Here is a 24,798-nt window from a genome sequence, read left to right on the forward strand (position 1 = left end):
ACTTACTAAACGGAACCTTAATACAGACCTATTCACTCCCTTTTTACGTTTGACATACAGTAAGTAAGTATATAAATGATAAGTTAAAAGGAAATCGAGGAGATACTATGGTGAATTTTCAATCATTTCAAGGAATGATCACGATGGTGAGCGAATTTTATACGGGGCAAAATGAGGAAGAAGAGGGCTGCTATACGCTGCTGGAGGTCGTTGACAACACTGGGACAACTGTGAATTTTATTGTGTTGCCAACTACGTATTTTCTTAATCAGGCAGTGGTTTCTACAGGTGATTTTGTCACAGGTTTTTACGACGCCAATGCACCAGTACCACTGATCTACCCCCCGCGATACAGGGCATTAATCGTGGTAAAACACACCTCCTATCAGAAAGTAAAAGCAGATTACTTTGATAATCAGCTGGTGAGCCGTGACGGACAGTTAAAACTTAATTTATCACCCTTTACACCAATTCAGCTTGCAAACGGTCAGCCCTTTTTACGATCACCGGCCAATCGGAACTTATTAGTCGTTTACAACTTCTCAACGAAAAGCATTCCAGCACAGACTACTCCTGAAAAAATTATTGTATGGTGCTCATGAAAAAGCATTATCACTGAAACTAATCTTAAAGATTTCCCTATTGCTTAGTTATCAGCAAGCAGAAGCAGAATCGGGAAGATGCTGGTACCGACAGTAAGACCCCTTCCCGAGTGGAAGCTTGTATAGAAGGTTTTGCTTGCATGGCTAATCCACCTCCTGTTACACTAAACGGAACGTTTTAGGAAGAAGGTGAGAGAATGCTTAGTGCCCTCATCATTTTCGTTGCCCAGCTTATTTTTGTTCCGGTGTTAACTCTCCGAACGATTATGATGGTCAAGGGAATGAAAGAAAAAGCCGCTGCCCTTGGGACCCTCGAAGGCATCATATACGTCATGGCTCTTGGTCTGGTATTCAGCGACTTGGCCAATTATCTTAATATGGCTGCTTATGCATTAGGATTCGGGATCGGTGTCTATATAGGCCAGATTCTTGAACAGAAGCTTGCGATTGGATTTGTTTCAATCGAAGTTAATATAACGAGTAAAAATGAAGAACTGATCACAAACCTCCGTAGTGATGGATTCAGTGTATCTACTTCCGAAGTGGAAGGCATGAATGAAGCCCGCAGATATCGGCTGGATTGTACAGCCAGACGCGATCGGGAGCAGGAATTTATAAGGGTTGTCAGCAAGTATGAACCAAGCGCCTTTATCGTTTCCTATGAACCTCGTAATTTTAAAGGTGGATATATTACAAAAGCAATGAGAAAAAATAAAAAGAATACAGCCGTTTAATCATTCAGAATGTCTGCTCCCTGCTCTGCTGGTGGATCAGGCATTTTTCATTTTTGTAAGAGTTTAAACAATGACGAAATGGGGGTTTAGAAAGATAGTACAAATTTTATCGAAAGGATGAGATGCATGTTTTTCTGGCTCAGCTTGCTATTTGCACTTGGTTTTTCACTGATTCATTATTCCTCAAAATACCTGGATTTTATAAAGGACAAGCCTCAAAGCCGTTTTCTTTCCTTCGCAGGCGGAATTGCTGTTTCTTATGTTTTTATTCACTTACTGCCGGAACTAAACCATTATCAGCACCAACTAGAAGAAACACTGCAAGAAGGGGCATTTAGATTTGTGGAGCACCACATCTATGTGATTGCTATGCTTGGCCTTGCCGCTTTTTATGGTCTTGAGCGTACCGTTAAGACTTCTAAAAAGAAACAATTCCATTCAAATCAATCATCAGCTGGTGTATTTTGGGTACATATTTCATCTTTTTTCATTTATAACGCGGTAATAGGCTATCTTCTTATACGGGAAGAATATTCGGGACCATGGGAAATGTTTTTTTACTTTATTGCCCTCAGTATTCACTTTATTACAAATGACCGTGCTCTGCGGCGGGATCATCAGCAGATTTACGATCAATACGGGCGTATACTGTTATCTTTTGCCACACTGCTTGGCTGGGTAATTGGAGCGCTAGTTGAGGTGCACGAATTCTACATTTCGATTTTAGTAGCTTTTTTAGCAGGAGGAATTGTGCTGAACGTGTTAAAAGAGGAACTGCCTGAAGAAAAAGAAAGCAGCTTTACCGCTTTTAGTCTTGGGCTGGTATTCTATAGTGTACTGCTGTTAATTATTTAAGAGTCAATAAAAAAAGCACCCTGGCTTAAAAGACAGAGTGCTTCCCGAAATTTGCGGCGTCCAAGTCACGCTCCACAACGTGTTCCTATAAGGAGTACTTGTGCGTCTTATGCAAACAAGCTCATCGCGTAGTTAACAATAGTCTATTTTTAAGAAAATGTCAATGCGCTAATTAAATTCGGCCCTCTTCTTTTAAAATTTCTTCAAAAGCTGCTACAACATCCGGATCGTAATAGTCAGGAGTCATTTTTCTTATTTCATCTATTGAAAATTCAGCTGAAAATGCTTTACGGTACGCACGGTCTTCTGTCATGGCATCAAATGTATCACAAACAGCGATAATACGGGCTGCAAGCAGAATTTCATCCCCTTTTAGACCATGAGGATAACCGCTTCCATTTAGCCGTTCGTGATGCTGCTCAATAATGGGAGATAGATGCTGATACTGCGTTTTCTCTACCATTTCCGCACCGTCTCCTGGGTGTTTTTTAATAATATCAAACTCTTCATTCGTTAGTTTCCCTGGCTTATTTAAAATTTCTTCCGGTATATTAATCTTGCCAATATCATGAAGTTCTGCTGCTAAATGGAGATGATAAAGGTCATCTTTTGATAGATTAAGCTTCCTTCCCACCCTTATGGAAAAAAGGGTCACTCTCTCGCTATGCAAAGACGTATAGCGGTCTTTTTTTTCAACTTGTTTAATTATATCGCGCAAGGAATTGGTTTCCTGACTGACCTGATGAAAGACAGGTTCAGTGATGACCCATAAATATGTGACATCGGTTAGCGCTTTAAACAGCACAGGCTCCTTTAACGCTTTTGCAGAAAAATAATCTTCTGCATATAGCGTTTGTTTTTCTATGCCTTCTTCCACACTAATTTCACCAGATAATATATATATAAATTCTAAGACATCTTTATTATCACTTGGATACAAGTAAAATAGCCTATCTTTAAAGATCGTTTCAGTCATGACTTCTATACCACCACCTTGAAGCAAAAGGCTTATGGAAGAGGCATTCATATCTACTTTTTCTATACTTGTACCTTTTTTATAGATCTTAAGACCCTCCATATGTACCACCTCTAATGAATTAGATATAAAAAAAAGAGTTCATACTGAACTCTTCTTTATTCTAACGTATAATAATCATTTTATACAAGAGGAAATTAGTGACCAACGATCCGAATTGGGTCAATCCAAACCATTCGATCGGCAAAACGAACCAGTTTCCAGCTGCATTCTGCTTCAACGCCCATCTTTTTTACTAGTTCAATCGTCTCTGTTGACATTTGAAGTGTTTCATTGAAAACAGCTTCAATCACTTCATCTAGTTCTTGGTTATATTTCTCCTCCAGTGTAATGTAGAGGGCATTAAATTTTTCCTGCTCACGCTGGATTTTTTTATCAAACTTAGCGTTTTCATGTGCCACTTTTTTCTCGTCGGTAAATTTTCCGGCTTTTTCTGCTTTCTCAGCTTCTAGCTCTGCTAGCTTACGCTGTTCTTCTTCTTTCTTACTTTCCAATTCAGAAAGATAACCAGCTTGAAGTGCGTCTGCTTTTTCTACTCCTGCATCAATTTTCTCATCAATTTCGATATTTGTTTTTTCAATCAGTTCAAGGGCTTTTTCATAGTCCTCATTTTCTGCTGCGGAAGCGTCTGTTGCACCAAAGGCAAAAAATACGATTAGAGCTGAGAAAAACATCGCAAATACAAGTTTACAGTTGTTCATTTCGCCATTCCTCCTTCAATTTTAAACGGTCCTTCAAATAAATTTCGGGTCTTTTGAACGTTTTAGCAGTTGGAAGAATAAACCTTTAGACCCCTTCCCTCTCCCTTTAATATGTATATTGCTAGTATACAAGGCTGATTGGAATTTATCTACTTTTATTCTGTAATTATGTGCATTATTTTGTTTAATTTTGTATTATTAGGATACATTAAGGGGGTTTTTGTAACCATTCATAAGTGTATGCTATCTAGATAAATACCATTTGAAGAAGGTTGAAAATGGTATTGAAGTTAGGCTGAACCGTATAATAGAGATACTAACTTCTAGGAGTGTCTTATATGAATGGTAATCAGCTTGGACATCATTTTACGGCTTATCCATCGCTGCAGCTCGTTCCGGCCGGTCGAAAACATCCGGTAATCCGCTCAATTGGCCATAAAGAGGAGCGGGCCGTTTTGTCGCGTCTTCAGCAAATTGTCTCTGCAGCACTCGATCAACTTTTATCAAACGAGCAGCAGCTTCTGAGAGAGTTTCTTAAGCTTTCTTCTCTTCAGCTGCCTGTACCCATATGTAAGCAGCAAACCCTCTGCCCTTACCTGATGAAACCTGAGCTTTTTCTTTGGAAAACCCATTCACCCAATCGCGGACTGCCTATAGAAGAGACCTATTTTTACAAGACACAGTATCATACCCTCTCAACCCGGCAACTAACTGCTCACATCCATCACGTTGTGCGTGACTATGTATTTTGCGCAAGACTTCAACAGCTCGATCGAAACATGTGGCTAGAGCGCATAAATAAGGCTTACACAGAGCATCCTTTTATCCTTCTTTCGCGCTCAAAGCAAACCATTGTTAACGCAGTGGAAAGCATGAATCGTTCCTCTCTCCTTAGTGTACTTAATTATCCTGAGGACATTGCCTACTGGCGTCATCGTGTAGAAATTGTCCTGAGGCCGTATCGCAGCATTCCTCCTGCATGGCAAGATGAGATATGTGTGCATGCTAAGAACATCTCCCTGCAGCCTTCCTCCGAATCGATTCTTGTCACTTGTCCGGAATGCTCTTTTAGCATCACGTATTGGCCGATTACAGATCAGCTAAAGCTTCCATTTGAGGTTAAGATTAAGCAGGCAGTTAAGCGCATTGCGACGATCGAGCGGCAGTTTAATCAAATAGCTTTGCAAAGCTCAAAAATCGTTGCTTCCTTAAACCAGCTGAGAAGGTTAAAAAGCAAGTTCACTCCTTATTATTCACTGGGAGAAGAGCTAATCCAGCTGAGTGAAAGGCTTGGTGAAGAAACGGAACCTCATAGCGCACTGGACTGTTTTAGCACGCTGAAAGAAATTTCACTTCCAGACAAAGAGATTACGCCTGACCTAATCAGTCTTGCGAAGGTGAATATTCCTGATATTGCTGTACTGAGGAGCGTAGAAAAGTGGCAGTCGATTGATTTCCATTCTTTAAAGGATGATTTTAACCGGCTTTACCAGGAGTTACTTGTGAAAGAAGCATTACGGCAGCCAAAGCCAGAGGATATTTTGTTTCAAGTAAAAAATCTAAGCCTTACAAGGGCACAATTAGAGAAAATTAAAACTTTTATTGAAGAAACAGAGCTCACACTCTCTCTGCATTTGCTCGTCCAGACAGTAAAGGGCGAAGCAACGAACAAGATTCGCCGCCTGGGACTTCATGACACTGAAATTTTCGGCATGATGCAGCAGTGGCCTGAAAAACATATTACCCAGGCAATGAAGAAACACGTTAAATAGGCAGATGAAGACCAAAGCAGGCTGCGTGAGATGAAAATGCTTTGACTTCTTTCTAAAAATACTGTAAATTAACACATGTACGAACAATTTTAATTTAAAATACTAATAATATTCGCTTTTAGGAGTGTTGAACTTGGATAATGTATTTGATTATGAAGATATTCAGTTAATTCCCGCTAAATGTGTTGTAGAGAGCCGGTCGGAATGTGATACATCTGTCAAATTCGGTAAACATACATTTAAATTGCCTGTGGTACCTGCGAATATGCAAACCATCATAGATGAAAAGATCGCCACCTACCTTGCTGAAAACCACTATTTCTACATTATGCACCGTTTTGAGCCTGAGACGCGCATAACATTTATAAAGGACATGCAAGCACGAAATCTAATTTCGTCCATCAGTGTAGGGGTTAAAAAAGAAGAATACAGCTTTATTGAGCAGCTGGCTCAGCAAAACCTGACACCTGACTACATTACGATTGATATTGCTCATGGTCATTCCAATGCCGTTATAAATATGATTGGACATATTAAAACGCACCTGCCTGACAGTTTCGTGATCGCTGGAAACGTCGGCACACCTGAAGCAGTCAGAGAATTAGAGCACGCCGGTGCAGACGCAACAAAAGTCGGAATCGGTCCCGGCAAGGTCTGCATTACTAAAATTAAAACCGGCTTCGGCACAGGCGGCTGGCAGCTGGCAGCGCTTCGCTGGTGCGGGAAAGCCGCAAGTAAACCCATAATAGCAGACGGTGGAATCCGGACTCACGGAGACATTGCAAAATCTGTCCGTTTCGGTGCATCTATGGTGATGATAGGCTCTCTTTTTGCCGGACACGAAGAATCACCAGGTGTTACATTCGAGCAAGACGGCAAGCTTTTTAAAGAATACTTTGGCTCTGCCTCTGAGTTTCAAAAAGGAGAAAAGAAAAACGTTGAGGGCAAAAAAATGTTCGTCGAGCATAAAGGTGCACTGCAGGATACCTTAACGGAAATGGAGCAGGATCTTCAATCCTCCATCTCATATGCTGGAGGAGACAAGCTTGAAGCGATCCGCACTGTTGATTATGTAATTGTGAAGAATTCTATTTTTAATGGTGATAAAGTGTATTAAGAATAACGAACTTCTAAGCTGTCCGAGCTAATTATGCTGCGGACAGCTTTTTGTTTACATCAACATGGGTCCATTAATAAAGATTAAACTGTAAAGAAGCTTGCTCTATTGTGATATCGAGTAAAAAAAGCTGCCTGCTCCAAAATGGAGAGTCAGGCAGCCTAATAAATCAAGCTATTTGAGCAGCAAACCTGCGATACTTGTGATCGATTAGACAGAGCTTTGAGCGATTTCACCCTCAAGTTTGAGTGAACGGGCGGTTGCATGCTGAATTTCCCGAATCAGTTCAGGATTTTCAAGCAGCGTTACCCCATAAGATGGAATCATTTCTTTAATTTTAGGCTCCCATTCTTTCATTTGATCCGGGAAGCACCGTTTCAGTACCTCAAGCATAACCGTTACCGAAGTTGATGCACCCGGTGAAGCCCCGAGTAAGGCAGCAATCGAGCCGTCTGCTGAACTGATGACCTCTGTACCGAATTGAAGCGTACCTTTTCCTGTATCTGTATCCTTTATGACCTGTACACGCTGACCAGCTGTAACCAGCTCCCAGTCTTCGCTCTTCGCATTCGGGACAAACTCCCGTAATGCTTCCATTCGTTGTTCTTTCGAAAGCATCACTTCATTGATCAGATACTTGGTCAGGGACATATTTTTCACTCCGGCCGCTGCCATTGTAAACAGGTTATTCGGTTTGACAGACGTAACTAAATCCATGTTCGATCCTGTTTTCAGAAATTTAGGTGAGAATCCGGCATATGGGCCAAAAAATAAAGATGCCTGATTGTCTATGAAACGTGTATCAAGATGCGGAACCGACATTGGCGGTGCGCCTACTGGTGCTTTGCCGTAAACTTTCGCGTGATGCTGTTCCACTATTTCCGGTTTTGTACATACAAGAAATAATCCGCTTACCGGGAATCCCCCGATCGACTTTCCTTCAGGAATGCCTGATTTTTGCAGCAGATGCAGACTTCCTCCGCCTGCTCCAATGAAAACAAATTGGGCTGTATGATATTCTAACCGGTCATTTTCTAAATCTTGGATCTTTAACTCCCATAACCCATTCTCGGTCCGTTTCACTTCATCGACCTGATGCTGATAATGTACGTCCACACCTTCATTTTCCAAATGATTAAATAACTTTCGCGTTAACGCACCGAAGTTCACATCTGTTCCGGAATCGATTTTGGTTGCGGCTATCGGCTCACTCACCGTGCGGCCTTCCATAATTAAAGGAATCCATTCCTTAAGCTTTTGGGGATCATCAGAAAATTCCATTCCTTCAAATAAAGGATTACCTGAAAGCGCTTTATATCGATTGTTTAAAAAAGTGACATTCTTTTTCCCCTGGACCAGACTCATATGAGGCAGTGACCGGATAAACTCGTGGGGATTCTGCAGTCTTTCACGATCAACTAGATAAGACCAGAATTGCTTTGAAACCTGATAGTCTTCATTCACTTTAATCGCTTTGCTAATATCAATAGAGCCATCCGGCTGTTCATTTGTATAATTCAATTCGCACAGAGAAGAATGGCCTGTACCCGCATTGTTCCATTCATTAGAGCTTTCTTCACCAGCCCCTCCGAGCCTTTCAAACACCTTGATATTCCAATCAGGTGCTACCTCTTTCAGCAAAGATGCAAGCGTTGCGCTCATGATGCCCGCGCCAATTAAAATAACGTCTGTTTGATTCTGTCTGTTACTCATATTAACCGTCCTTCTCGTATAAGATATGAAAAAAAATGCGGCAGTTTGTTTTCTCTCACTCGCAGGCCGCTCTGTCTTTATAATCAAAATATTCTATACACTAGTGTATCACTATGATTAAATTTTTTCCAAATTAAATTCAGGGTGTATGGGGTCTCCACTATTATACCTTATCCTTCAAATAGAGTGACTTAGCAGGGATCCTTCAATAATTCATAAAGGGACGGTATTATTAATTTACGTTTTAATCGGTTAACTACGCTATTCTATCCCATAACGAAAAACTGCCCTCTTTTTTGAGGACAGCTTATATCCATACGTTTTAGAACTTGGATCAGACGCTTTTTTCGATAAAAAACATCGAGATCGCACCGAGTCCAACATGAGTACCGACGGAAGTGCCCATCTGCATCAAATGAATGTCCCCTGTAAATTCCGTTTCTTCCTGCACTTTTTCTTTAAGTGTTTCGGCTACTGTCCGATCAGAGGTGTAACCGATAATAATAAACTCTGTTAATTCTTTATCATTTCTCTTGATAAATTCCTGAACATAATGCTTAAGCACCCTTTTTCTTCCTCTTTCTTTTGCAACGATGGCTATTTTTCCATCCTTCATCGTCATAACGGGTTTTAGCATGAGAAATTTCCCTATAACAGCGCTTGCATTTGAGATGCGGCCGCTCTTAATTAAGTGGTTTAAGTCATCAACTGAAAGAAAGTGCTTCACTCTGGTCTTATGGCCTTCAATAAATTTTACAATTTCTTCAAATGTTGCTCCCTGTTCTCTCATTAAGGCACTTTTAATCAGCAGCCAGCCGCTTCCATGACTCATGCATTTTGAATCAACCACATGAATTTTAACTGGTGAATCAGGCGTTTCTTCATAGAAATAATTTTTCCCAAGGACAGCAGACTGATAGGAGCCGCTTGTTCCGCTCGACATACTAATGCACAAAACATGTGTACAACCTTCAGCAACGGCTTCCTTGATGATCTCTACATATTCCGAAGGGCTTGGTGTACCTGTTGTGGGGAATTCTGATAGGTGCTCTAATCGCTCATAGAATTCATTTGGATTAATTTCTACCCGGTCTTTATAGATCTTTCCTTCAATGTTTATGGTTAATGGAGCTAGACTTATGTTGTATTTCTCTAGCACTTCGTTTGATAAATCACATGTTGAATCTGCCATTATTTTTATCATTTTACCCTCCAGGTTGGTTCTGAGTAACATAAGTATATCCTATTTAGTATCCATAAAGATTTCATTATTCGCACTTTTTAATGAATCCTTTTACTGACAAGAAATGCATGTTTCACGTGGAACACTGCTGCTCTCAAGCATTTTTTAAAAAAAGCACTGCAGCGTAACGCAAATCACGTTTTCTGCAGTGCCCTGATTGTTCCGCTTGTTTCAAACTGTGAACGTTTATTTTAATTGACTGATAAACGGTCCGTAATCACGCGGAGTATGCTGAACAGACAGCCATTTTAATGTAGTGAATTCTTCGAGTACCCACTCTCCGTTGAAGCGTCCGAGACCGGAGTCTTTTTCTCCGCCAAACGGCATATGGGCTTCATCATTAACAGATTGATCATTCACATGAATCATTCCTGTATGAATTTTATGGGCAAATGATGTCCCGCGTTCAATATTAGATGAATGAACGGATCCACTTAAACCGTATGGACTCTCATTGACCATTTGAACCGCTTCTTCTTCGCTGTCGAATGGAATCAGTACAGCTACGGGACCAAATATTTCGTTTTCGGCGATTGGCATCTTGTTTGTTACGCCTGTTAAAACCGTTGGCTCCATTACATTTCCATCTGCTTGTCCGCCAAGCTGTATTTTTGCTCCCTGCTCCACACTTGTTTTAACATCTTTCATTATCCGGTCCACCTGGTCTTTATTAATTAATGGCCCGACATTCGTGGTTTTGTCAGCAGGATCACCGTACTTAAGATTTTTAGCAAGCTCTGTGAATCGCTCAGCAAATTTTTCATAAATATCTTTATGAACAAAGATCCGGTTTAAGGACATGCAAATTTGACCCTGGTGATAGAATTTTCCAAAGAGAGCAGATTCAACAGCCTGTTCAATGTCCGCATCATCAAGTACAACAAGTGCATTGTTGCCGCCTAATTCCAGTGCTGTTTTCTTCAGATTCCGGCCGGCAAGTTCTCCGATATGTCTTCCCACTTCTGTAGAACCAGTGAAAGAAATTAAACGAGGGACAGGATGCGTAACAATTTCATCCCCGATTTCAGATCCTCTTCCCACCACTACATTCAACAGTCCTTTGGGCAGACCCGCTGCTTCAAAGATGCTTGCGAAAATAAGTCCGCCTGTAACCGGTGTATCAGTGGCCGGTTTTAAAACGACTGCGTTGCCTGTTGCAATGGCTGGTGCAATAGAACGAATCGCTAAGTGGAACGGGAAATTCCATGGACTGATAATACCAATCACGCCAAGCGGATTACGGTACACACGATTTTCTTTACCCGGCGTTTGGGAAGGCATGATTTTTCCTTCCATATGGTAAGGATAGCCCGTTGCTTCTTTCACAATATTAAGAGAAGCCTGGAATTCAACACTTGCTTTCATTACGGTGCTGCCAGCCTCTTTCACCAGCCAGTCGATAATTAGTTCTTTGTTTTCCTCCATCACCGTAACGAGTTTTTCCAATACTGCCCGTTTGTTCTGAGGAAGCTCCGTTGCCCATTTTTCCTGTGCACGTGCTGCTGCCTCATAAGCCTCATTTAAATCCCCTTTTGCAGCCGATTGAATGGTGACTAGTTCTTCGCCATTAAATGGGTTCTTATTCGTCATTGATTTATCGCTGCTGCCTTTTCTCCATTCTCCATCTATATACATTCTTGAAAAATCTGTTTTTAACATACTTAAAACGCTCCTTTTTATTGAAGTACCGTTCTTGCAGGACTGTTTATTCATCTGCATTAAATATCTTGTATATGATATTGCTCTTTAATCAACCTATTTAACTAAAATACCCTCCTCAAAAAGCCTCAAACGTTTAAGAGAACATTAGAAAATCTATACGTGTCCTGTTTCACACACGTATACGCTTAGACGGTTGTTTGATATAATTTACAGAATATTAATTCATTTCAAAGGAGCTGCCCTCGCCTATGAGGAAATATGCTGTACTCACTGTGATCATAATTGGGGGATTATATTTGATGTTATGACAAGAAGACAGAGAGCGTAGGGATTACAGAATAAAACCAATAGAATATGAATCAACTTAAGGCTGGGACAACAATGTCACAGCCTTCTAAATTTGGTTTACTCAAAATTGTTCAGAATTGAACCCCGTATCTCGAATAGCTCATCGTGAAAGGATTCTGCCATTTTAATATATTTTGCATCGAGTTCTTTTGGGGTTATATTCCAATAAAAATAGCACCCTTATCTACACACAATATCACGTATAAATTAAGGTGCTATCCAGATTTAAATGTCAATATTATAAATTCTTTAATACCATTCTCTCAACCCAACGGACAGTTCCCGCAATAGGGCTGCTCCTGTCCTTCTTTTAATTGATAAAGACGGCAGCAGGTTTCTCTAACCGGTTTCCGCTACTCTTTCTGTAAAAGCAACAGCTAACGGGTCAATTGATACCATCAATATCGACACAAGTGCACTTACCGCAAGAAAGAATAACTTCTGCATGAGTAAGACTTAGCCATTTATTTTCCTCCTTTCGATTAAATTAATTTCAAAACAATACCATCTATTACACGCACTTTAATTAACCCATAAAAACGCTAAACTTAAGACCTGGAAGTAAAGAGAACACCACAGAATAAAAATCTCCCCGTCTCTTCTTATTATCGCTTTTAATCCGCTGCTCCACCAAACTCTTTTCCCGAAACCTTTCTCATGGCTTCACAAAATTCTTCCCATTCAGCAGGAAAAAGATTATGACCGGATTTGGTTATATTTCTTCCTGTTCTAACCACTTCCACAAACCAGCTTGTCCCATCGAGTACATCCATATTATATTTAGCCCGCCAATTCAGTAAATTTATCGGTTTAAGCATTTCCAGCACCTTGCGGCTATCTGTTTCACGAAACGTTTTCTCGAATTCCTCTACCTCACCACACGCCGTACTGCTCCACGTCACTTTATTCGTATCAAAACAAATTTCTATGTTATAGAAACCTTGACGGAATCCTCCTACAGAAGTTTTAATCCCTCTAATCTTTTCATAGGCAGAATCGATTGCTTGTTCTTTGGTCCACTCATGCCCACAGCTTTTGCAATAAAAATGGTAAGCTGTTTGGGGAGCAGTAGATCCTCCGTGTTTGATTAACCCCTCTTTGACCCGCTGAAAAGCGCTCGGCGTGAGGTCACCGTATAAAATAGGAATCGTCGTTTTTGCCTCGCATGAAGGGCATTGTCTTACATTAATCGCGATTATAATCATTCCCTTGATTTTATTTGTGCTAATCCAAATCCTTCAAGTAAGGCATTCCTTCCTGAGCTCCCAGCGTCTTAATCGACATACTCGCAGCTTTTACAGATTTTTCAACCTTGCCAACCATTCTTACGTTACCAACGAGTCTGGCGGCTGCTACAGCTTGATTTGCTCCTTTCCCGCCAAAAACCGTAAACCTGTACCTGAAATGGTTTCTCCCGGAATAGGAAATCTCTTAGCTTCGGTTACCATGTCTATATTTAAACTGCCTGCTACTGTTATCATTTGACCACTCCTGTGCAATAATCGTCCAGCGTTAATTTATATTAAATAGAAGACAATGTGTGTAAGTATATAGTGTGAACACGGGCGCTTGTATACATTGATCAAACGGAGTAATTCACCCAATAATTGTCACTCATTCATTAAATAAATTCTTTCTACGTATCCTCTTATACGTTTCCATAACAAATAGGATCACAAAAATAACCCGGTGGGTTGGTCCTCTTTAGAACTTATACTATTTTTACGCAGATTAATAAAAAAAGAGCCACTGAACCTATGTATTCTTAATATTGCCATAAAACTAATTGGTATGGAGGCTGTATCTTCTTCTGACCATCGATTTACAAGATCTTATTTTTTGTAAGAAGAAGTGTTTGACATCCCCTTCTTACATCCCTTTTCGTCTTTACTGAAGATTACTCGTACTTTTTCTTCAAACCATATTTATATTCGGGTTTTTCATTTCTCTTCCCCTTCTTTTTCTTACAGGTGCACTTACGGGGTTGCGTTTTCTCTTTACAATTACCGTGCACATTCTGGTGACTTTTTTTCTTGTTGTCTACAGAGTCCATATGATGATGGTCCTCTAACTTCTTTAACTCTCTGTAGTCCACAGATATCTCTTCTACAAACTCCTTTTCCTCTTCCTTCCACTCTCTTTTCAGGTTGTCGTGCACTTCTATTTTTTTACAATGATCTTCGTGGTCAGTTATTTTGCAGCATTCGCAAATCCATTTCCCCTCGCATTTCCAGGAATGTTTTTCCTGATAACACTTGCACAATAAGCGAATTTCAATGTTTCTTCTGCTCACCACTATTCACCTCATTCCTCTTAAAAGTGTTTAGGATGTACAGTCGATCTGTAACATTGCTATGCTATTTCCTCTATTCATTCCATACACTATTGCCTGCTAATAGCAGAAATGAGGGCCCTAGATAATGTTTGATAAACCAACTCCTTATATTAGGATATTAAATAAATTGAGAATAGTATGGATAGATGAACTGGATCACCTATCCATTTTTTTAGAATTCAGATTAAATGAATACTCAGCCTAGACGAACTTGCTGAGACTGCAACAAGTTTAGCGTGATATCTATAATCATTTTTTCTGATAAATCGCTGATTACCAAGGGATGTGGTTTTTTATGTTTTTTTTCCTTATCACATTTTTTTTCATATTCCATAATCTCTTCCGTAAGAATCTCTGATAATTCACTAAATGATTTTTCGCTTAAATTATGCAGTTCTATGTCTCTTGCCGATTTCCCGCCATGTCCCTTATCTTGGTCTTCACATTCCAGGCTTTCCTGAAGTACGACTTCCACAGTAAATTCTTTTTTTTCATCGCTTGAACGTTCTTCTTTTAAAACATTCCTTGTTATCAGCTCATCTATTTCAAGAATTTCAGCTTTAACAAGCTCACAATAAGGCAACTCATTAAAATATTCTGTACTGACTTGTTGAATATGCGAGCGATCATTTCCAAGTAGCTGATCTTTCTCAGAAAAACCCTTCTTCTGTTGCTCCAAAGAATAACTAAACTCTTCCTTCGAATTAGTTGAAGGGCCAATAGGAGACACAATAAATCCATCTATTTGTGCGACACATTCAAAAGGTACCTCAGCAGTCAGTGATCTTATTGCAGATCGTACTTCCTTGCACTTTTCCGTTGGGTTTGCAGCATACTGAATATTCTTCCTCACAAAGCCTGCAATAAAGAGATGACCTTCTGAAGCCCCATCCCGGTAAACGAGGCGGCACTGAGTTAAGTAAAGATGTTTATTAATTTCATTAATTTCAAGTACTTCTTCCCCCTTTGGAAATGAAATCTTTGAATGTACCGGAATTTCCACTTTCACCTTCTGCAGAAGCACTGGAATTTTAACAATGACTCCTTTTGATTCAGATGCAGATGGCTGAAGGATTTCTGCCTTGCATTTATGTGCGGATGCTGTTCTTGGATATGGTTCAACAGACATGAAGTTACCCCCCTGCTTTAAATTGTACATTTCATACTATGCAGCATTCGGTTAACTGGCTAGGTTTCTTTTCTGAATAAAAGCAAAAAAAGAGAAGAGCTCCATGCTCTTCTCCTGATGAATAAAGATTATTCACCTTCTTGGTCGTATACACCTAATGAATTAACGCGAACTTGCTGCAATTGAAGTACTTTAAGTCTAAGATCCAATACCATTTTTTCAGACAATCTTGTAAATGTGCCTTCACCTACAACAAATTCATTGTCATTTGCAAAAGGATTTCGGTTCAAGGACTCATCAAATTCAATAATATCCGCACGGACGAGCTCACAATATGGAAGTTCATTAAAGTACTCTGTGCTTGTTTGGTGGAATTGAGAAAGATCTGTTCCATCTAATCGATCTTTACGGGCAAAATCTCTGCCATTTGGAAGCTGCTGAGAAATTAAATAACCAAACTCATCCCGAAAATCTGTGTAAGGTCCTACAGGCAAGTTCATGAACCCATCTATTTCTGCTACGCAATCGAAAGGCACCTCGACTGTTAGAGATCTAAGTTGAGAAAGAATTTCTCCAGCAGCGTCCACTACAGGATTTGCAGCGTACTGAATGTTTTTTCGAACGAATCCACTAATAAATAACTTTGCTTTGTAGTCACTTGGACATTGTCCTTTATGAACAGCTCTGTTAAGAAGACGGCATTGAGTAAGGTATGTGCGTTTTTTGATAGTCTTAATTTCAAGAACTGCTTCACCTTCTGGAAATTCAATTTCAGCGTGCATCGGAATTTGAATAGACACTTCTTGCAGTAACACCGGGACTTTAATAATTGGATCCGCATACTTTGAGATGGAATGCGGTGTAACGTTTTCTGCATCACAATGGTTTGCAGACGTTGTTCTTCTGAATGGGTTTACAGACATTAATTTATTCCTCCTAATAATATTTGAGCTTTAATAATTGGATGGACTGGAAACGTACCACGTTTGTTAAGGTTTTCAACAAAATAGAGTGATCAATGCTGTGGAGTTATTATATTTTAATAACGCTCTTTTTCAGACTCTATCTGAATGAAAACTATGAAATCTCTTTTTCTATTGACTACCCATCCTTTTTTATACACTCTCTATATATAATGAAAAAGCGTTCTAATAGGAGAAGGCTTTTTGTTCATCTTGTGAGCCCTTTTTATAAAAACCTTTCCTTCTTGACTTGCATAGGCTATGTAAGAATTCTTTTCAAATGGGGGGTTAATATGGCTTCAGATCATAGATCCTGTTCACAAGAAAATCATGTATGCAAGTGCCATGACATGTACCAACTGCTGCATCAGGCCCGTGATCTACATCATTATTTATCTCAAGCCATTCCAGAAGAGCTGGCTGTCATAAATAAATTGACTCCTTATATGTCACAGGAATTTTTAATTGATTTAAAAAAAGATTTAAATAACTCATTAAAACTGGCCATGAGCAAAGAAATGTTGAGTAAAATGCTTCGTGAAAAAATAAACGAAACTTGCCCCCTGTATGCTAAGCAAATAGAGAGTGAAGATGAGAATTTTTTGCCAATCAGCCCGGCACCAGAAGAGCAGGAAGAACATAGTACAGAAATTTTCCAGGGTAGTTTTATAGAAGAATTAAAGGATGAGGGTACTCAAAAGGTTGAGACTGTGGTGTCAGAGGACATGAAGGAACCCCGAAAATTAATACAAAAAACATTTAAAAGAAAAAATACCCGAAAACCGAATAAAAAAAAGTCACAGCAGGTCCTTACAGATACCCATATTACCGATCATGAAAAACTTGACAATCATACCTTCTTCAATCAACACAAACCAAGCTCTGAAAAATCAAAGCCAAAAACAGGTAGACGAACATGCAAAAAGAAAATCCCAAAGAATTATCATAAAATGAAAGAACCGAAAGCATGCGACCATTTTTTACAAACACATAGCAACACCAACGATTGTTCTGAAAAATATGTTTACAAAAGCAGTGCTATACAGAATTCAAAACCGTGGGTCGCCCCTTTTTGTTTTAACCCAAAGTAGGGGTAGACTGGTTTGCTGCTCTTTTAAAGGCAGCAGAAACGATAGTAATCAGGACATGATTTCAAGACTCGAAACAAAGCTGTGTTAAAAAGTCCTTACTTAGAAAAACGTTTGAACGACCACCCTTTTCCGGAGTAAGAACTTTCATTTTTTAGACACACTAGTTTGCGCAATCAATGAGATTACATCAAATTTTTATCCCCATTGATGACGCGCTGACAAACATTCTAACTGCAAAAAGATCTGTAAAGTGCTTACAAAAATACACCTCCTATTTAGCACCTAAAATACGTGTACCAAATAAGAAGATGATAGCTAAGTAATGTTGACTTGCAGATCCCTCAATCTAAATCTCGTACCCTTTTTCATCTTACAATAAAAATTAATCATTCCGCTGCTCATCGACCATCCGCAACGATATGAATATCAATATTTGAGGTTTCGCGCATGATCATATTGACGATCGATCCTTTTCTGATTTCTTCCCATCTGGTACGGGCAGACTGACCCAACAGGATCTGTGTTACCTTGAATTTTTTTGCAACATCAACGATCACTTTAGCCGGCTTTCTGCCCTCCCTTTCTTCAACGATCATGGTCGCGTTAAACTGCTGGGCAAGCATGCGCCATTCTTTATTTTTCTTCTCGTTTATAGCGCTCTCTTCCCCGTTATCTGAGGTAACATTCAAAATAAATAATTCCGCCTTCAATCGATGAGCCATTCTCCATCCTCTTCTTATTAACTTTTCTGCAGTTGGCCCATACTGTACACACACAAGTATTTTTTCTTTCACACCAAAAGGGCCGTTTATCATATCCCCGCTGATTTGCTCAATTCGCTCGTCTACATCATTGGCAATTTCTCGTAAAGCAAGTTCTCGAAGAGCAGATAAATTTGCGGCAGTGAAAAAATGCGATAAGCTTTGTTCAATCTTTTCGGGGGCATAAATTTTGCCATCACGTAGTCTTTTTCTCAACGTTTCAGGAGGGATATCAATCAGCTGGATCTCATGCGCTTTCTGAACAAACGTATCTGGAATCCGTTCTCTTACTTTCACTCCTGTGATTTGCCGCACGATGTCATTTACGCTTTCAATGTGCTGAATGTTGACTGCCGACAACACATTTATGCCGGCATCTAGAATACTTGAGATATCCATATATCTCTTTTCATTTTCTGAACCGGAAATATTGGTATGAGCAAGTTCGTCTACAATCACGATATCAGGATTTCTTTTAATCACTTCTTCCACATTCAGTTCTTGAAACTTCTTTCCTTTATAGGTGATGACCTTTAATGGAACCTGCTCCAACTCCTTTATTTGAGCCTCCGTCTCTAAACGTCCATGAGTCTCAATAAATCCAATCACAACGTCGATTCCTTCATGTTTAAGATCTACTGCATCCTGCAGCATTTTATAGGATTTTCCGACTCCCGGGGCTGCACCTACATATAATTTCAGCTTGCCTTTTTTGGATTCTGTCAGTTCATTGAGAATTTCTTCCGGCGTTTTTCTCCTGAAATAAGGATGATCTTTTTCCATGCTTACTCACCTCTTTTACTCGCTGATTCTTTAGATCCTTAAAGATAAAATGGACCCTAACCGTGTAAACAGTTAGGGACATAAAGGTTTATTCTTGAATAAGTTCTTGCAAGTCCAGGTTGAGCATGAGGACATTCACCCGTTCTTCCCCAAAGAGACCCCATTCTTTTCCCTGGGTGTTCTCTTCTATTAATTCTTTCAACCTCTCTCTTGATATTTCTGTCAGTTCTGAGACTCGTTCTACTTGCGCGGCTGCACCTTCTACAGAAATATGCGGATCAAGTCCTGAAGCAGAATCCGTCACTAAATCAATTGGCAGTTGGTCAACAGGGGTTGCTGGATTTTCTTCACTCCATGCGGCTATCGATTCCTCCGTTCGTGTAATCATATCCTGATTAGAAGGGGCATAGTTGTTAGAACCTGAACCGGATGCATCATATTCGATTGCAGATTCCCTGCCATGAAAATACATAGGGTCAGTAAAGTTCTGGCCAATTAATTCAGAACCCACCACTTCACCTTGTTCATTATAGAGTAAACTGCCGTCTGCCTGATCCGGCATGATGGCTTGCGCAATTCCAGTGGATACAAGAGGGTAAATCAACCCAGCCAGTATCATTATAGTGAAGCTGGACCTGATAATAGGTCCAGCCAGTTTTTGTTCATTTTTCATGATCATCTTCCTCACTTTTTAGTAGATTAAATTTTAGATAAACAATGAAACGGCCATATCAATTAATTTAATTCCTATGAAAGGAACCAAGACTCCACCCAGTCCATAGATCGTTAAATTCCGGCTTAACAATGCATTTGAACTCATTGGTTTATAGGCAATCCCTTTCATGGCCAGCGGGATCAACATTGGAATAATGATGGCATTAAAGATCAATGCTGATAAAATCGCTGACAACGGCGTAGACAGCCCCATGATATTCAATGCTGTCATTTCCGGAATCGCAAGCATGAACATGGCAGGAATAATGGCAAAGTATTTAGCAATGTCATTCGCAATACTAAATGTGGTCAGTGCACCTCTTGTCATAAGCAATTGTTTTCCTATCGAAACCACTTCTATGATTTTTGTGGGATTTGAATCTAAATCAACCATATTGGCTGCTTCTTTTGCCGCTGTTGTTCCACTGTTCATGGCAAGCCCTACATCTGCTTGAGCAAGAGCTGGAGCGTCATTCGTTCCATCACCTGTCATGGCCACCAGTTTCCCTTGGGACTGTTCATACTTAATGACTTCAATCTTATCTTCCGGCTTACATTCTGCTATAAACTCATCTACTCCAGCTTCTTTTGCTATTGTCGCAGCAGTCAGAGGATTATCTCCTGTTGCCATGATGGTTTTAATGCCCATTTGGCGCAGTTGATCAAAGCGCTCCTTCATTCCAGGCTTGACGGTATCTTTAAGATAGATGAGTCCAAAGATTCGGGAATCCACTGCGACCGCCAAAGGAGTACCGCCTTCACGCGCGATTTCATTTGCTTCTTCATCAAGGTCTGCAGGAATGGTTCCTCCCTGCGCAATCACCCAATCCTTAACTGAATCGACAGCCCCTTTTCTCACCCGGCGGCCATCTCTAAGATCCATACCGCTCATTCTCGTCTCTGCTTTAAACTCAATAATCTGGCCGCCTGCTGCTTCAGAAGCATTCAGCTTGCTGCCTTTTTCTTTAAGCAATTCTATGGTGGACCGTCCTTCAGGCGTTTCATCATTTAATGAACTAATTCCAGTCCAATAGTGAAGTTCTTCCTGAGAAGCATCGCTTACTGGAATAAAGTTGCTCGCCATACGGTTGCCAAATGTAATCGTTCCTGTCTTATCCAGGATAATTGTATTGATATCCCCTGCTGCTTCAACCGCTTTTCCTGACATCGCAAGAACATTAAACTGCGTAACCCGGTCCATTCCGGCAATTCCTATTGCGGATAAAAGTCCCCCGATCGTTGTGGGAATCAAACAGACGAGCAATGCGATCAAGATCGGGATTTCAAGGGCAAATCCAAGGTAATTCGTGAAAAAAGGAAGCGTTACGACGACAATCATGAAAATTAACGTTAAACTCGTCAGTACCGTGTTCAATGCAATTTCGTTTGGAGTCTTTTGACGTTCAGCTCCCTCAACCAATGAAATCATTCGATCGAGAAAAGATTCCCCGGAATTGCTGGTGATCCTCACTTTAATCTGGTCACTGACCACTCTTGTTCCTCCGGTAACCGAGTTAAAGTCACCCCCTGCCTCTTTAATAACAGGAGCTGATTCTCCCGTAATTGCTGATTCATCTACAGACGCAAGTCCTTCAATGACTTCACCGTCCCCAGGGATCATTTCTCCTTGAGAGACCATAACTACATCACCTTTTTTCAGCGATGTTGAAGAAATCTTTTCTGTTTTCCCATTCCCTTTTAAAAGGTTAGCTGTAATCTCCTGCTTTGATTTTTTTAACGAATCTGCCTGTGCTTTTCCGCGTCCTTCTGCAATTGCTTCAGCGAAATTGGCAAATAACACTGTGAACAACAAAATTAAACTCACGGTATAATTGAACCATGGCTCAACTCCGCTGTTGCCAAATGCATTTGGTGCAAAAGACAAAATCAAGGTAATAATAAAACCAATTTCCACCACAAACATAATCGGATTTTTTACCATTTTTCTTGGATCAAGCTTTATAAAAGAATCCTTAAGCGCCTGAATTACCATTTCTTTATCCATCAATTTTTTTCCATCCTTATGGTCATTATGATTCGGCTGCTGAGGAAGGTTCTTCTGAAATGAACCTCTCCTCTCTTTTTCTGGAAATTCAGCAGCGCGGTTCGTTTCTTTCACTAAAAGATTTGCCATCATTTCCACTCCTATCTACAATGTCAGGTATTCTGCTACAGGTCCCAATACGAGAGTTGGGAAGAAGGTTAACGCTCCCACAATAAAGAAGGTACCAACCAGGATCACTCCAAATAATGGGGTATCCGTGCGGAATGTTCCCACGGTTTCAGGAACAAGCTTTTTAGATGCCAATGAACCGGCAACAGCTAACATTGTAATGAGGCCAAAGAATCGTCCTATATACATCACAATCCCCGTGGTAATATTCCAATACGGTGTTGCATCACCAAGCCCTTCAAATCCTGATCCATTATTGGCAGCTGAGGAGGTGTATTCATAAACCACCTGTGAAACTCCATGAAAACCGCTGTTAGAGATGGCTGCTGTCCCAAGAGGTGTATAAAGCGCTGCTGCAGAGGCCCCTAAAATTAAGAGCGGCTGCATCAGCATCGTGATGGCAATCAGCTTCATTTCTCTGCCCTCTATTTTTTTGCCAAGGAACTCAGGTGTACGCCCGACCATTAACCCTGACAAGAAAACAGCAATCATTGCGTACATCATAACGTTGATGAAGCCTGCACCTACACCGCCAAAAACGGTATTCAATAACATATTGGAAAGGGCAAGCATCCCTCCAATAGGCGTTAACGTATCATGCATGGTGTTAACAGCCCCTGTTTCAGTAGCAGTTGTCACCAGCGCATAAAAGATAGATTGACCTGTTCCAAACCGTACTTCTTTCCCTTCCATACTGCCCTGTTCTGTGTCGATTCCTAACGCATTCAATGCTGGATTTCCTTGATATTCATAGAACAAAGCTGTTGACAGGAACACAATAAAAACCATTAACATAGAGACAAACAGAACGCGCCCCTGCTTAAAGTTACCGACCATCTTTCCATACGTAAACGGTAAAGCAGCAGGAAGCAGAAACATCAATAGAATCTGAATGAAATTACTGATCGCGTTTGGATTCTCAAAAGGATGTGCAGAATTGACTCCAAAGAATCCGCCGCCGTTATTTCCAAGCTCTTTAATCGATAAGAACGTTCCAACAGGACCGCGTGCAATTTCCTGTGCAGTTCCTTCAATTGTTTCCGCTGTTATAGAAGGCTCTAATGTCTGTGGAACACCAAGCGCCACGAAAATCAATCCTGTCACAAGGGCAACGGGCATAAGTACACGTGTGATGGCTCTGAATAAATCCACGAAAAAGTTTCCAATTTCTCTACCAGAAAGACCTCTTACAAATGCGATGGCAACCGCGAGAGCCGTTCCTGGTGCAGCAAACATCATGAACAGGATTCCGATCATCTGCCCCAGATAAGAAAGACCCGACTCACCACTATAATGCTGAAGATTTGTATTAGTCATGAAGCTAATGGCCGTATTGAAGGCCAGTGTCGGTTCCATCCCCGGATTTCCACTGGGGTTCAGCGGTAAAACACCTTGAAGCCTAAAGACTGCAAAAACCAGTATGATCATGAAACCGTTAGTCAGGATTAACGCCAATGCGTATTGCTTCCAACTCTGATTCACTTTCTTAATCCCGCTTAACTTAAAGAGCAGGTTTTCAAGTGGGCCAAACACTTTATCCAGCCCTGTTTTTTTATAATCAAATGCTTTCGCCAAGTAGATTCCTGAAGGCTTAGCAATCAGGACCATCACTGCCAGTGTAATGAAGATCGATAGAATTGTTGTAATCACCTAATATTCCTCCAACTTATTAAAATTTCTCTGGATTAAGCAAGACATAAAATAAGTACAATGTAATAACTGCGGTAACACCGAGTAAAAAGATCATCAGAACTTCTCACTTCCTTGATCCACTAACGCGGAAGACCAATTTGCCAGTCCAAGCATAAGGGATGGCAGGGTAATGAAAAGCCCGATCATGACTACATCCAACATGGTAAAAAACCTCCTGATTTTATTTTAGAAAACATGAGATATATCTGCTTTTTGTGTACACCACATAGGTGGCACCCATTGAGTAATAAAGGCTTACAGGATACCTGTGAGGTGCCGGTGAAGTAATGATAATGACAGGTGCACAGGTGCTGTTTTTTATGATTCTCATCGTCTCGCACGTATTCATAATATGACTCTCAAAAACAATGACCTTACTGAAGTGGTCATCAAGGAGCAAGCACTTATCATCCTGGCAAAACTCGATCACCTCCTGGAATCCTCTCTCCCTCAAACTTTCAGTAATTTGGGAATTCGGGGAAAGAAAACAGCATGACGTCGAATCTGTCAGATAACTCACTATCTCGTTCAGTATTTCACTAGTGGGTATTAAAACTAATGGAGTATCTTTTGGCCGCTCCAATGTGAACATGATGTCCTCCTTTCTTTTGCAGCACCTCCCATATCTGAAGCGATAGATTCATTCATGCCAATAAAAGACCTGGAATAAATGCAGCGTTCATTTTCATCCACCAGGTTTCCTTTGTAAAAAAATCCCAGGTTCAGAAAACAAAAATAGACCAATGCTTACTTTTCCCCCCGACAATTGACAAGAGCACGGATCAATCAGCATTCATGAAGAATGAATTGATCAAAAAACTCTTGTGTATCTGGAGAAAAAGCACACATTGGCCTACTTAACGCCTAGCCGGCTGAAACAGCCTTCTATGCATTCTGTCTTCCATGTTCACTTTTTCAAAATAGGCATAATAAAAAGACCTACTTATTAATCAAGCTGCCCCTTATGCTGTTTTAGAACAGCATAAAAAGCCCCTTGAAAAAGGTGGTCTCTATGACCTCCTTCGCTTTAGCCGACGAAGTTAGCTGACGGGTAGGATGGCGAAAGAGTTTGACTCTCATCCCTTCTACAAATGTAGAATAAACCCCAGGTGATTGGGTCCTCCGTTCTCGTTACCGAGATTTGGCCGAAAATATTTGGGTGTTGCTTACGAGCAATATATTACTCCTGCCTCAAGACATTGTAAATCCCTAAAAACAGCTATAATTGACTGTATTTAATCGTTTTAACTATAAAAATGATATTTATCTACCGATTACTAACCGAGACAATCTTTTTCTTCGAATCTTAAAATTTATATTTTTTATTGACATCTTTTTAACCTCTCAGTAACATAAGCCTTGAAATTGACCATCC

General features: G+C 40.3%; 20 protein-coding genes, 2 pseudogenes and 1 riboswitch. Of the genes and pseudogenes, 6 read left to right on the forward strand and 16 right to left on the reverse strand.

The genetic code is table 11. The annotated features are described in order from the left end of the window. The first annotated feature begins 107 nt into the window (after nt 1–107). The 3 genes from KR50_RS01880 (at nt 108) to KR50_RS01890 (ending at nt 2,191) form a co-directional block, all read left to right on the forward strand. Nucleotides 108–602, forward strand: coding sequence for a hypothetical protein (locus KR50_RS01880; RefSeq protein ID WP_041054097.1), 495 nt, complete (start codon nt 108–110; stop codon nt 600–602). A 197-nt stretch (nt 603–799) separates the two neighbouring features. Next, complete coding sequence (locus KR50_RS01885; protein ID WP_041054099.1) at nt 800–1,336, forward strand: DUF2179 domain-containing protein; 537 nt, start codon at nt 800–802, stop codon at nt 1,334–1,336. Between the two features lie 126 nt (nt 1,337–1,462). Continuing rightward, nucleotides 1,463–2,191 (forward strand): membrane protein, encoded by a 729-nt coding sequence (locus tag KR50_RS01890; protein WP_041054102.1) that lies wholly within the window; start codon nt 1,463–1,465, stop codon nt 2,189–2,191. 172 nt (nt 2,192–2,363) lie between these two features. Here the strand turns inward: KR50_RS01890 and KR50_RS01895 are convergent, their stop codons facing one another. Together KR50_RS01895 and KR50_RS01900 are read right to left on the reverse strand one after the other, a co-directional pair. Further along, the gene (locus KR50_RS01895) at nt 2,364–3,269 is read right to left on the reverse strand and encodes an HD-GYP domain-containing protein (protein WP_041054103.1); all 906 of its coding nucleotides are present in this window, start codon (nt 3,267–3,269) and stop codon (nt 2,364–2,366) included. 95 nt (nt 3,270–3,364) lie between these two features. Then, nucleotides 3,365–3,928 (reverse strand): hypothetical protein, encoded by a 564-nt coding sequence (locus KR50_RS01900; protein ID WP_041054106.1) that lies wholly within the window; start codon nt 3,926–3,928, stop codon nt 3,365–3,367. Between the two features lie 338 nt (nt 3,929–4,266). Here KR50_RS01900 and KR50_RS01905 point away from each other — a divergent pair, with 338 nt between their 5' ends. Both KR50_RS01905 and guaC read left to right on the forward strand, forming a co-directional pair. Further along, nucleotides 4,267–5,700 carry an RQC-minor-2 family DNA-binding protein gene (locus tag KR50_RS01905; RefSeq protein WP_041054109.1) on the forward strand — a complete coding sequence of 478 codons (1,434 nt, stop codon included), beginning with the start codon at nt 4,267–4,269 and terminating at the stop codon, nt 5,698–5,700. Between the two features lie 133 nt (nt 5,701–5,833). After that, complete coding sequence (gene guaC / locus KR50_RS01910) at nt 5,834–6,817, forward strand: GMP reductase (RefSeq protein ID WP_041054112.1); 984 nt, start codon at nt 5,834–5,836, stop codon at nt 6,815–6,817. A 210-nt stretch (nt 6,818–7,027) separates the two neighbouring features. Here guaC and KR50_RS01915 read toward each other — a convergent pair whose 3' ends face one another. The 8 genes and pseudogenes from KR50_RS01915 to KR50_RS01945 all read right to left on the reverse strand — a co-directional run bounded on the left by KR50_RS01915 (nt 7,028) and on the right by KR50_RS01945 (nt 16,170). After that, nucleotides 7,028–8,617: a malate:quinone oxidoreductase gene (locus KR50_RS01915; RefSeq protein ID WP_269746039.1), complete on the reverse strand. Its 1,590-nt coding sequence runs from the start codon at nt 8,615–8,617 to the stop codon at nt 7,028–7,030. A gap of 247 nt (nt 8,618–8,864) precedes the next feature. Further along, a complete protein-coding gene (locus KR50_RS01920; RefSeq protein WP_041054117.1) occupies nt 8,865–9,734 on the reverse strand; it encodes a DegV family protein in 870 nt (289 codons plus the stop codon). A gap of 225 nt (nt 9,735–9,959) precedes the next feature. Beyond that, a complete protein-coding gene (locus tag KR50_RS01925) occupies nt 9,960–11,432 on the reverse strand; it encodes an aldehyde dehydrogenase family protein (protein ID WP_041054119.1) in 1,473 nt (490 codons plus the stop codon). Between the two features lie 614 nt (nt 11,433–12,046). Beyond that, a pseudogene (locus KR50_RS18860) lies at nt 12,047–12,121 on the reverse strand ((2Fe-2S)-binding protein); the annotation flags it as partial. Between the two features lie 276 nt (nt 12,122–12,397). After that, nucleotides 12,398–12,988: a hypothetical protein gene (locus KR50_RS01930; protein WP_041054122.1), complete on the reverse strand. Its 591-nt coding sequence runs from the start codon at nt 12,986–12,988 to the stop codon at nt 12,398–12,400. A 103-nt stretch (nt 12,989–13,091) separates the two neighbouring features. Continuing rightward, a pseudogene (locus KR50_RS18680) lies at nt 13,092–13,264 on the reverse strand (PfkB family carbohydrate kinase); the annotation flags it as partial. A gap of 1,050 nt (nt 13,265–14,314) precedes the next feature. Beyond that, complete coding sequence (locus tag KR50_RS01940) at nt 14,315–15,277, reverse strand: CsxC family protein (RefSeq protein ID WP_156969435.1); 963 nt, start codon at nt 15,275–15,277, stop codon at nt 14,315–14,317. A 98-nt stretch (nt 15,278–15,375) separates the two neighbouring features. Next, on the reverse strand, nt 15,376–16,170 hold the full coding sequence (locus tag KR50_RS01945) for a CsxC family protein (protein WP_041054127.1): 795 nt from the start codon (nt 16,168–16,170) through the stop codon (nt 15,376–15,378). Between the two features lie 332 nt (nt 16,171–16,502). Here KR50_RS01945 and KR50_RS01950 point away from each other — a divergent pair, with 332 nt between their 5' ends. Continuing rightward, on the forward strand, nt 16,503–17,300 hold the full coding sequence (locus tag KR50_RS01950) for a hypothetical protein (RefSeq protein ID WP_041054129.1): 798 nt from the start codon (nt 16,503–16,505) through the stop codon (nt 17,298–17,300). Nucleotides 17,301–17,698: 398 nt separating this feature from the next. Here the strand turns inward: KR50_RS01950 and kdpDN are convergent, their stop codons facing one another. The 6 genes from kdpDN to KR50_RS01975 all read right to left on the reverse strand — a co-directional run bounded on the left by kdpDN (nt 17,699) and on the right by KR50_RS01975 (nt 23,585). Then, the gene (gene kdpDN, locus KR50_RS01955; RefSeq protein ID WP_041054130.1) at nt 17,699–18,844 is read right to left on the reverse strand and encodes a KdpD-like non-kinase potassium sensor; all 1,146 of its coding nucleotides are present in this window, start codon (nt 18,842–18,844) and stop codon (nt 17,699–17,701) included. A gap of 88 nt (nt 18,845–18,932) precedes the next feature. Next, nucleotides 18,933–19,517, reverse strand: a complete 585-nt coding sequence (gene kdpC / locus KR50_RS01960; protein ID WP_041054132.1) for a potassium-transporting ATPase subunit KdpC — start codon at nt 19,515–19,517, stop codon at nt 18,933–18,935. Nucleotides 19,518–19,550: 33 nt separating this feature from the next. Then, nucleotides 19,551–21,692 (reverse strand): potassium-transporting ATPase subunit KdpB, encoded by a 2,142-nt coding sequence (kdpB, locus tag KR50_RS01965; protein WP_041054134.1) that lies wholly within the window; start codon nt 21,690–21,692, stop codon nt 19,551–19,553. Nucleotides 21,693–21,707: 15 nt separating this feature from the next. Then, nucleotides 21,708–23,369 carry a potassium-transporting ATPase subunit KdpA gene (kdpA, locus tag KR50_RS01970; RefSeq protein ID WP_041054479.1) on the reverse strand — a complete coding sequence of 554 codons (1,662 nt, stop codon included), beginning with the start codon at nt 23,367–23,369 and terminating at the stop codon, nt 21,708–21,710. 31 nt (nt 23,370–23,400) lie between these two features. Then, complete coding sequence (locus tag KR50_RS18865; protein WP_084215467.1) at nt 23,401–23,478, reverse strand: potassium-transporting ATPase subunit F; 78 nt, start codon at nt 23,476–23,478, stop codon at nt 23,401–23,403. Beyond that, nucleotides 23,478–23,585, reverse strand: coding sequence for a hypothetical protein (locus KR50_RS01975; protein ID WP_041054136.1), 108 nt, complete (start codon nt 23,583–23,585; stop codon nt 23,478–23,480). The genes KR50_RS18865 and KR50_RS01975 overlap by 1 nt, the downstream gene beginning before the upstream one ends. Before the next feature lie 852 nt (nt 23,586–24,437). Continuing rightward, nucleotides 24,438–24,580: riboswitch (cyclic di-AMP (ydaO/yuaA leader) on the reverse strand. Nucleotides 24,581–24,798 lie beyond the last annotated feature (218 nt).

The organism is Jeotgalibacillus campisalis (assembly GCF_000829515.1).
GTDB lineage: Bacteria > Bacillota > Bacilli > Bacillales > Jeotgalibacillaceae > Jeotgalibacillus > Jeotgalibacillus campisalis.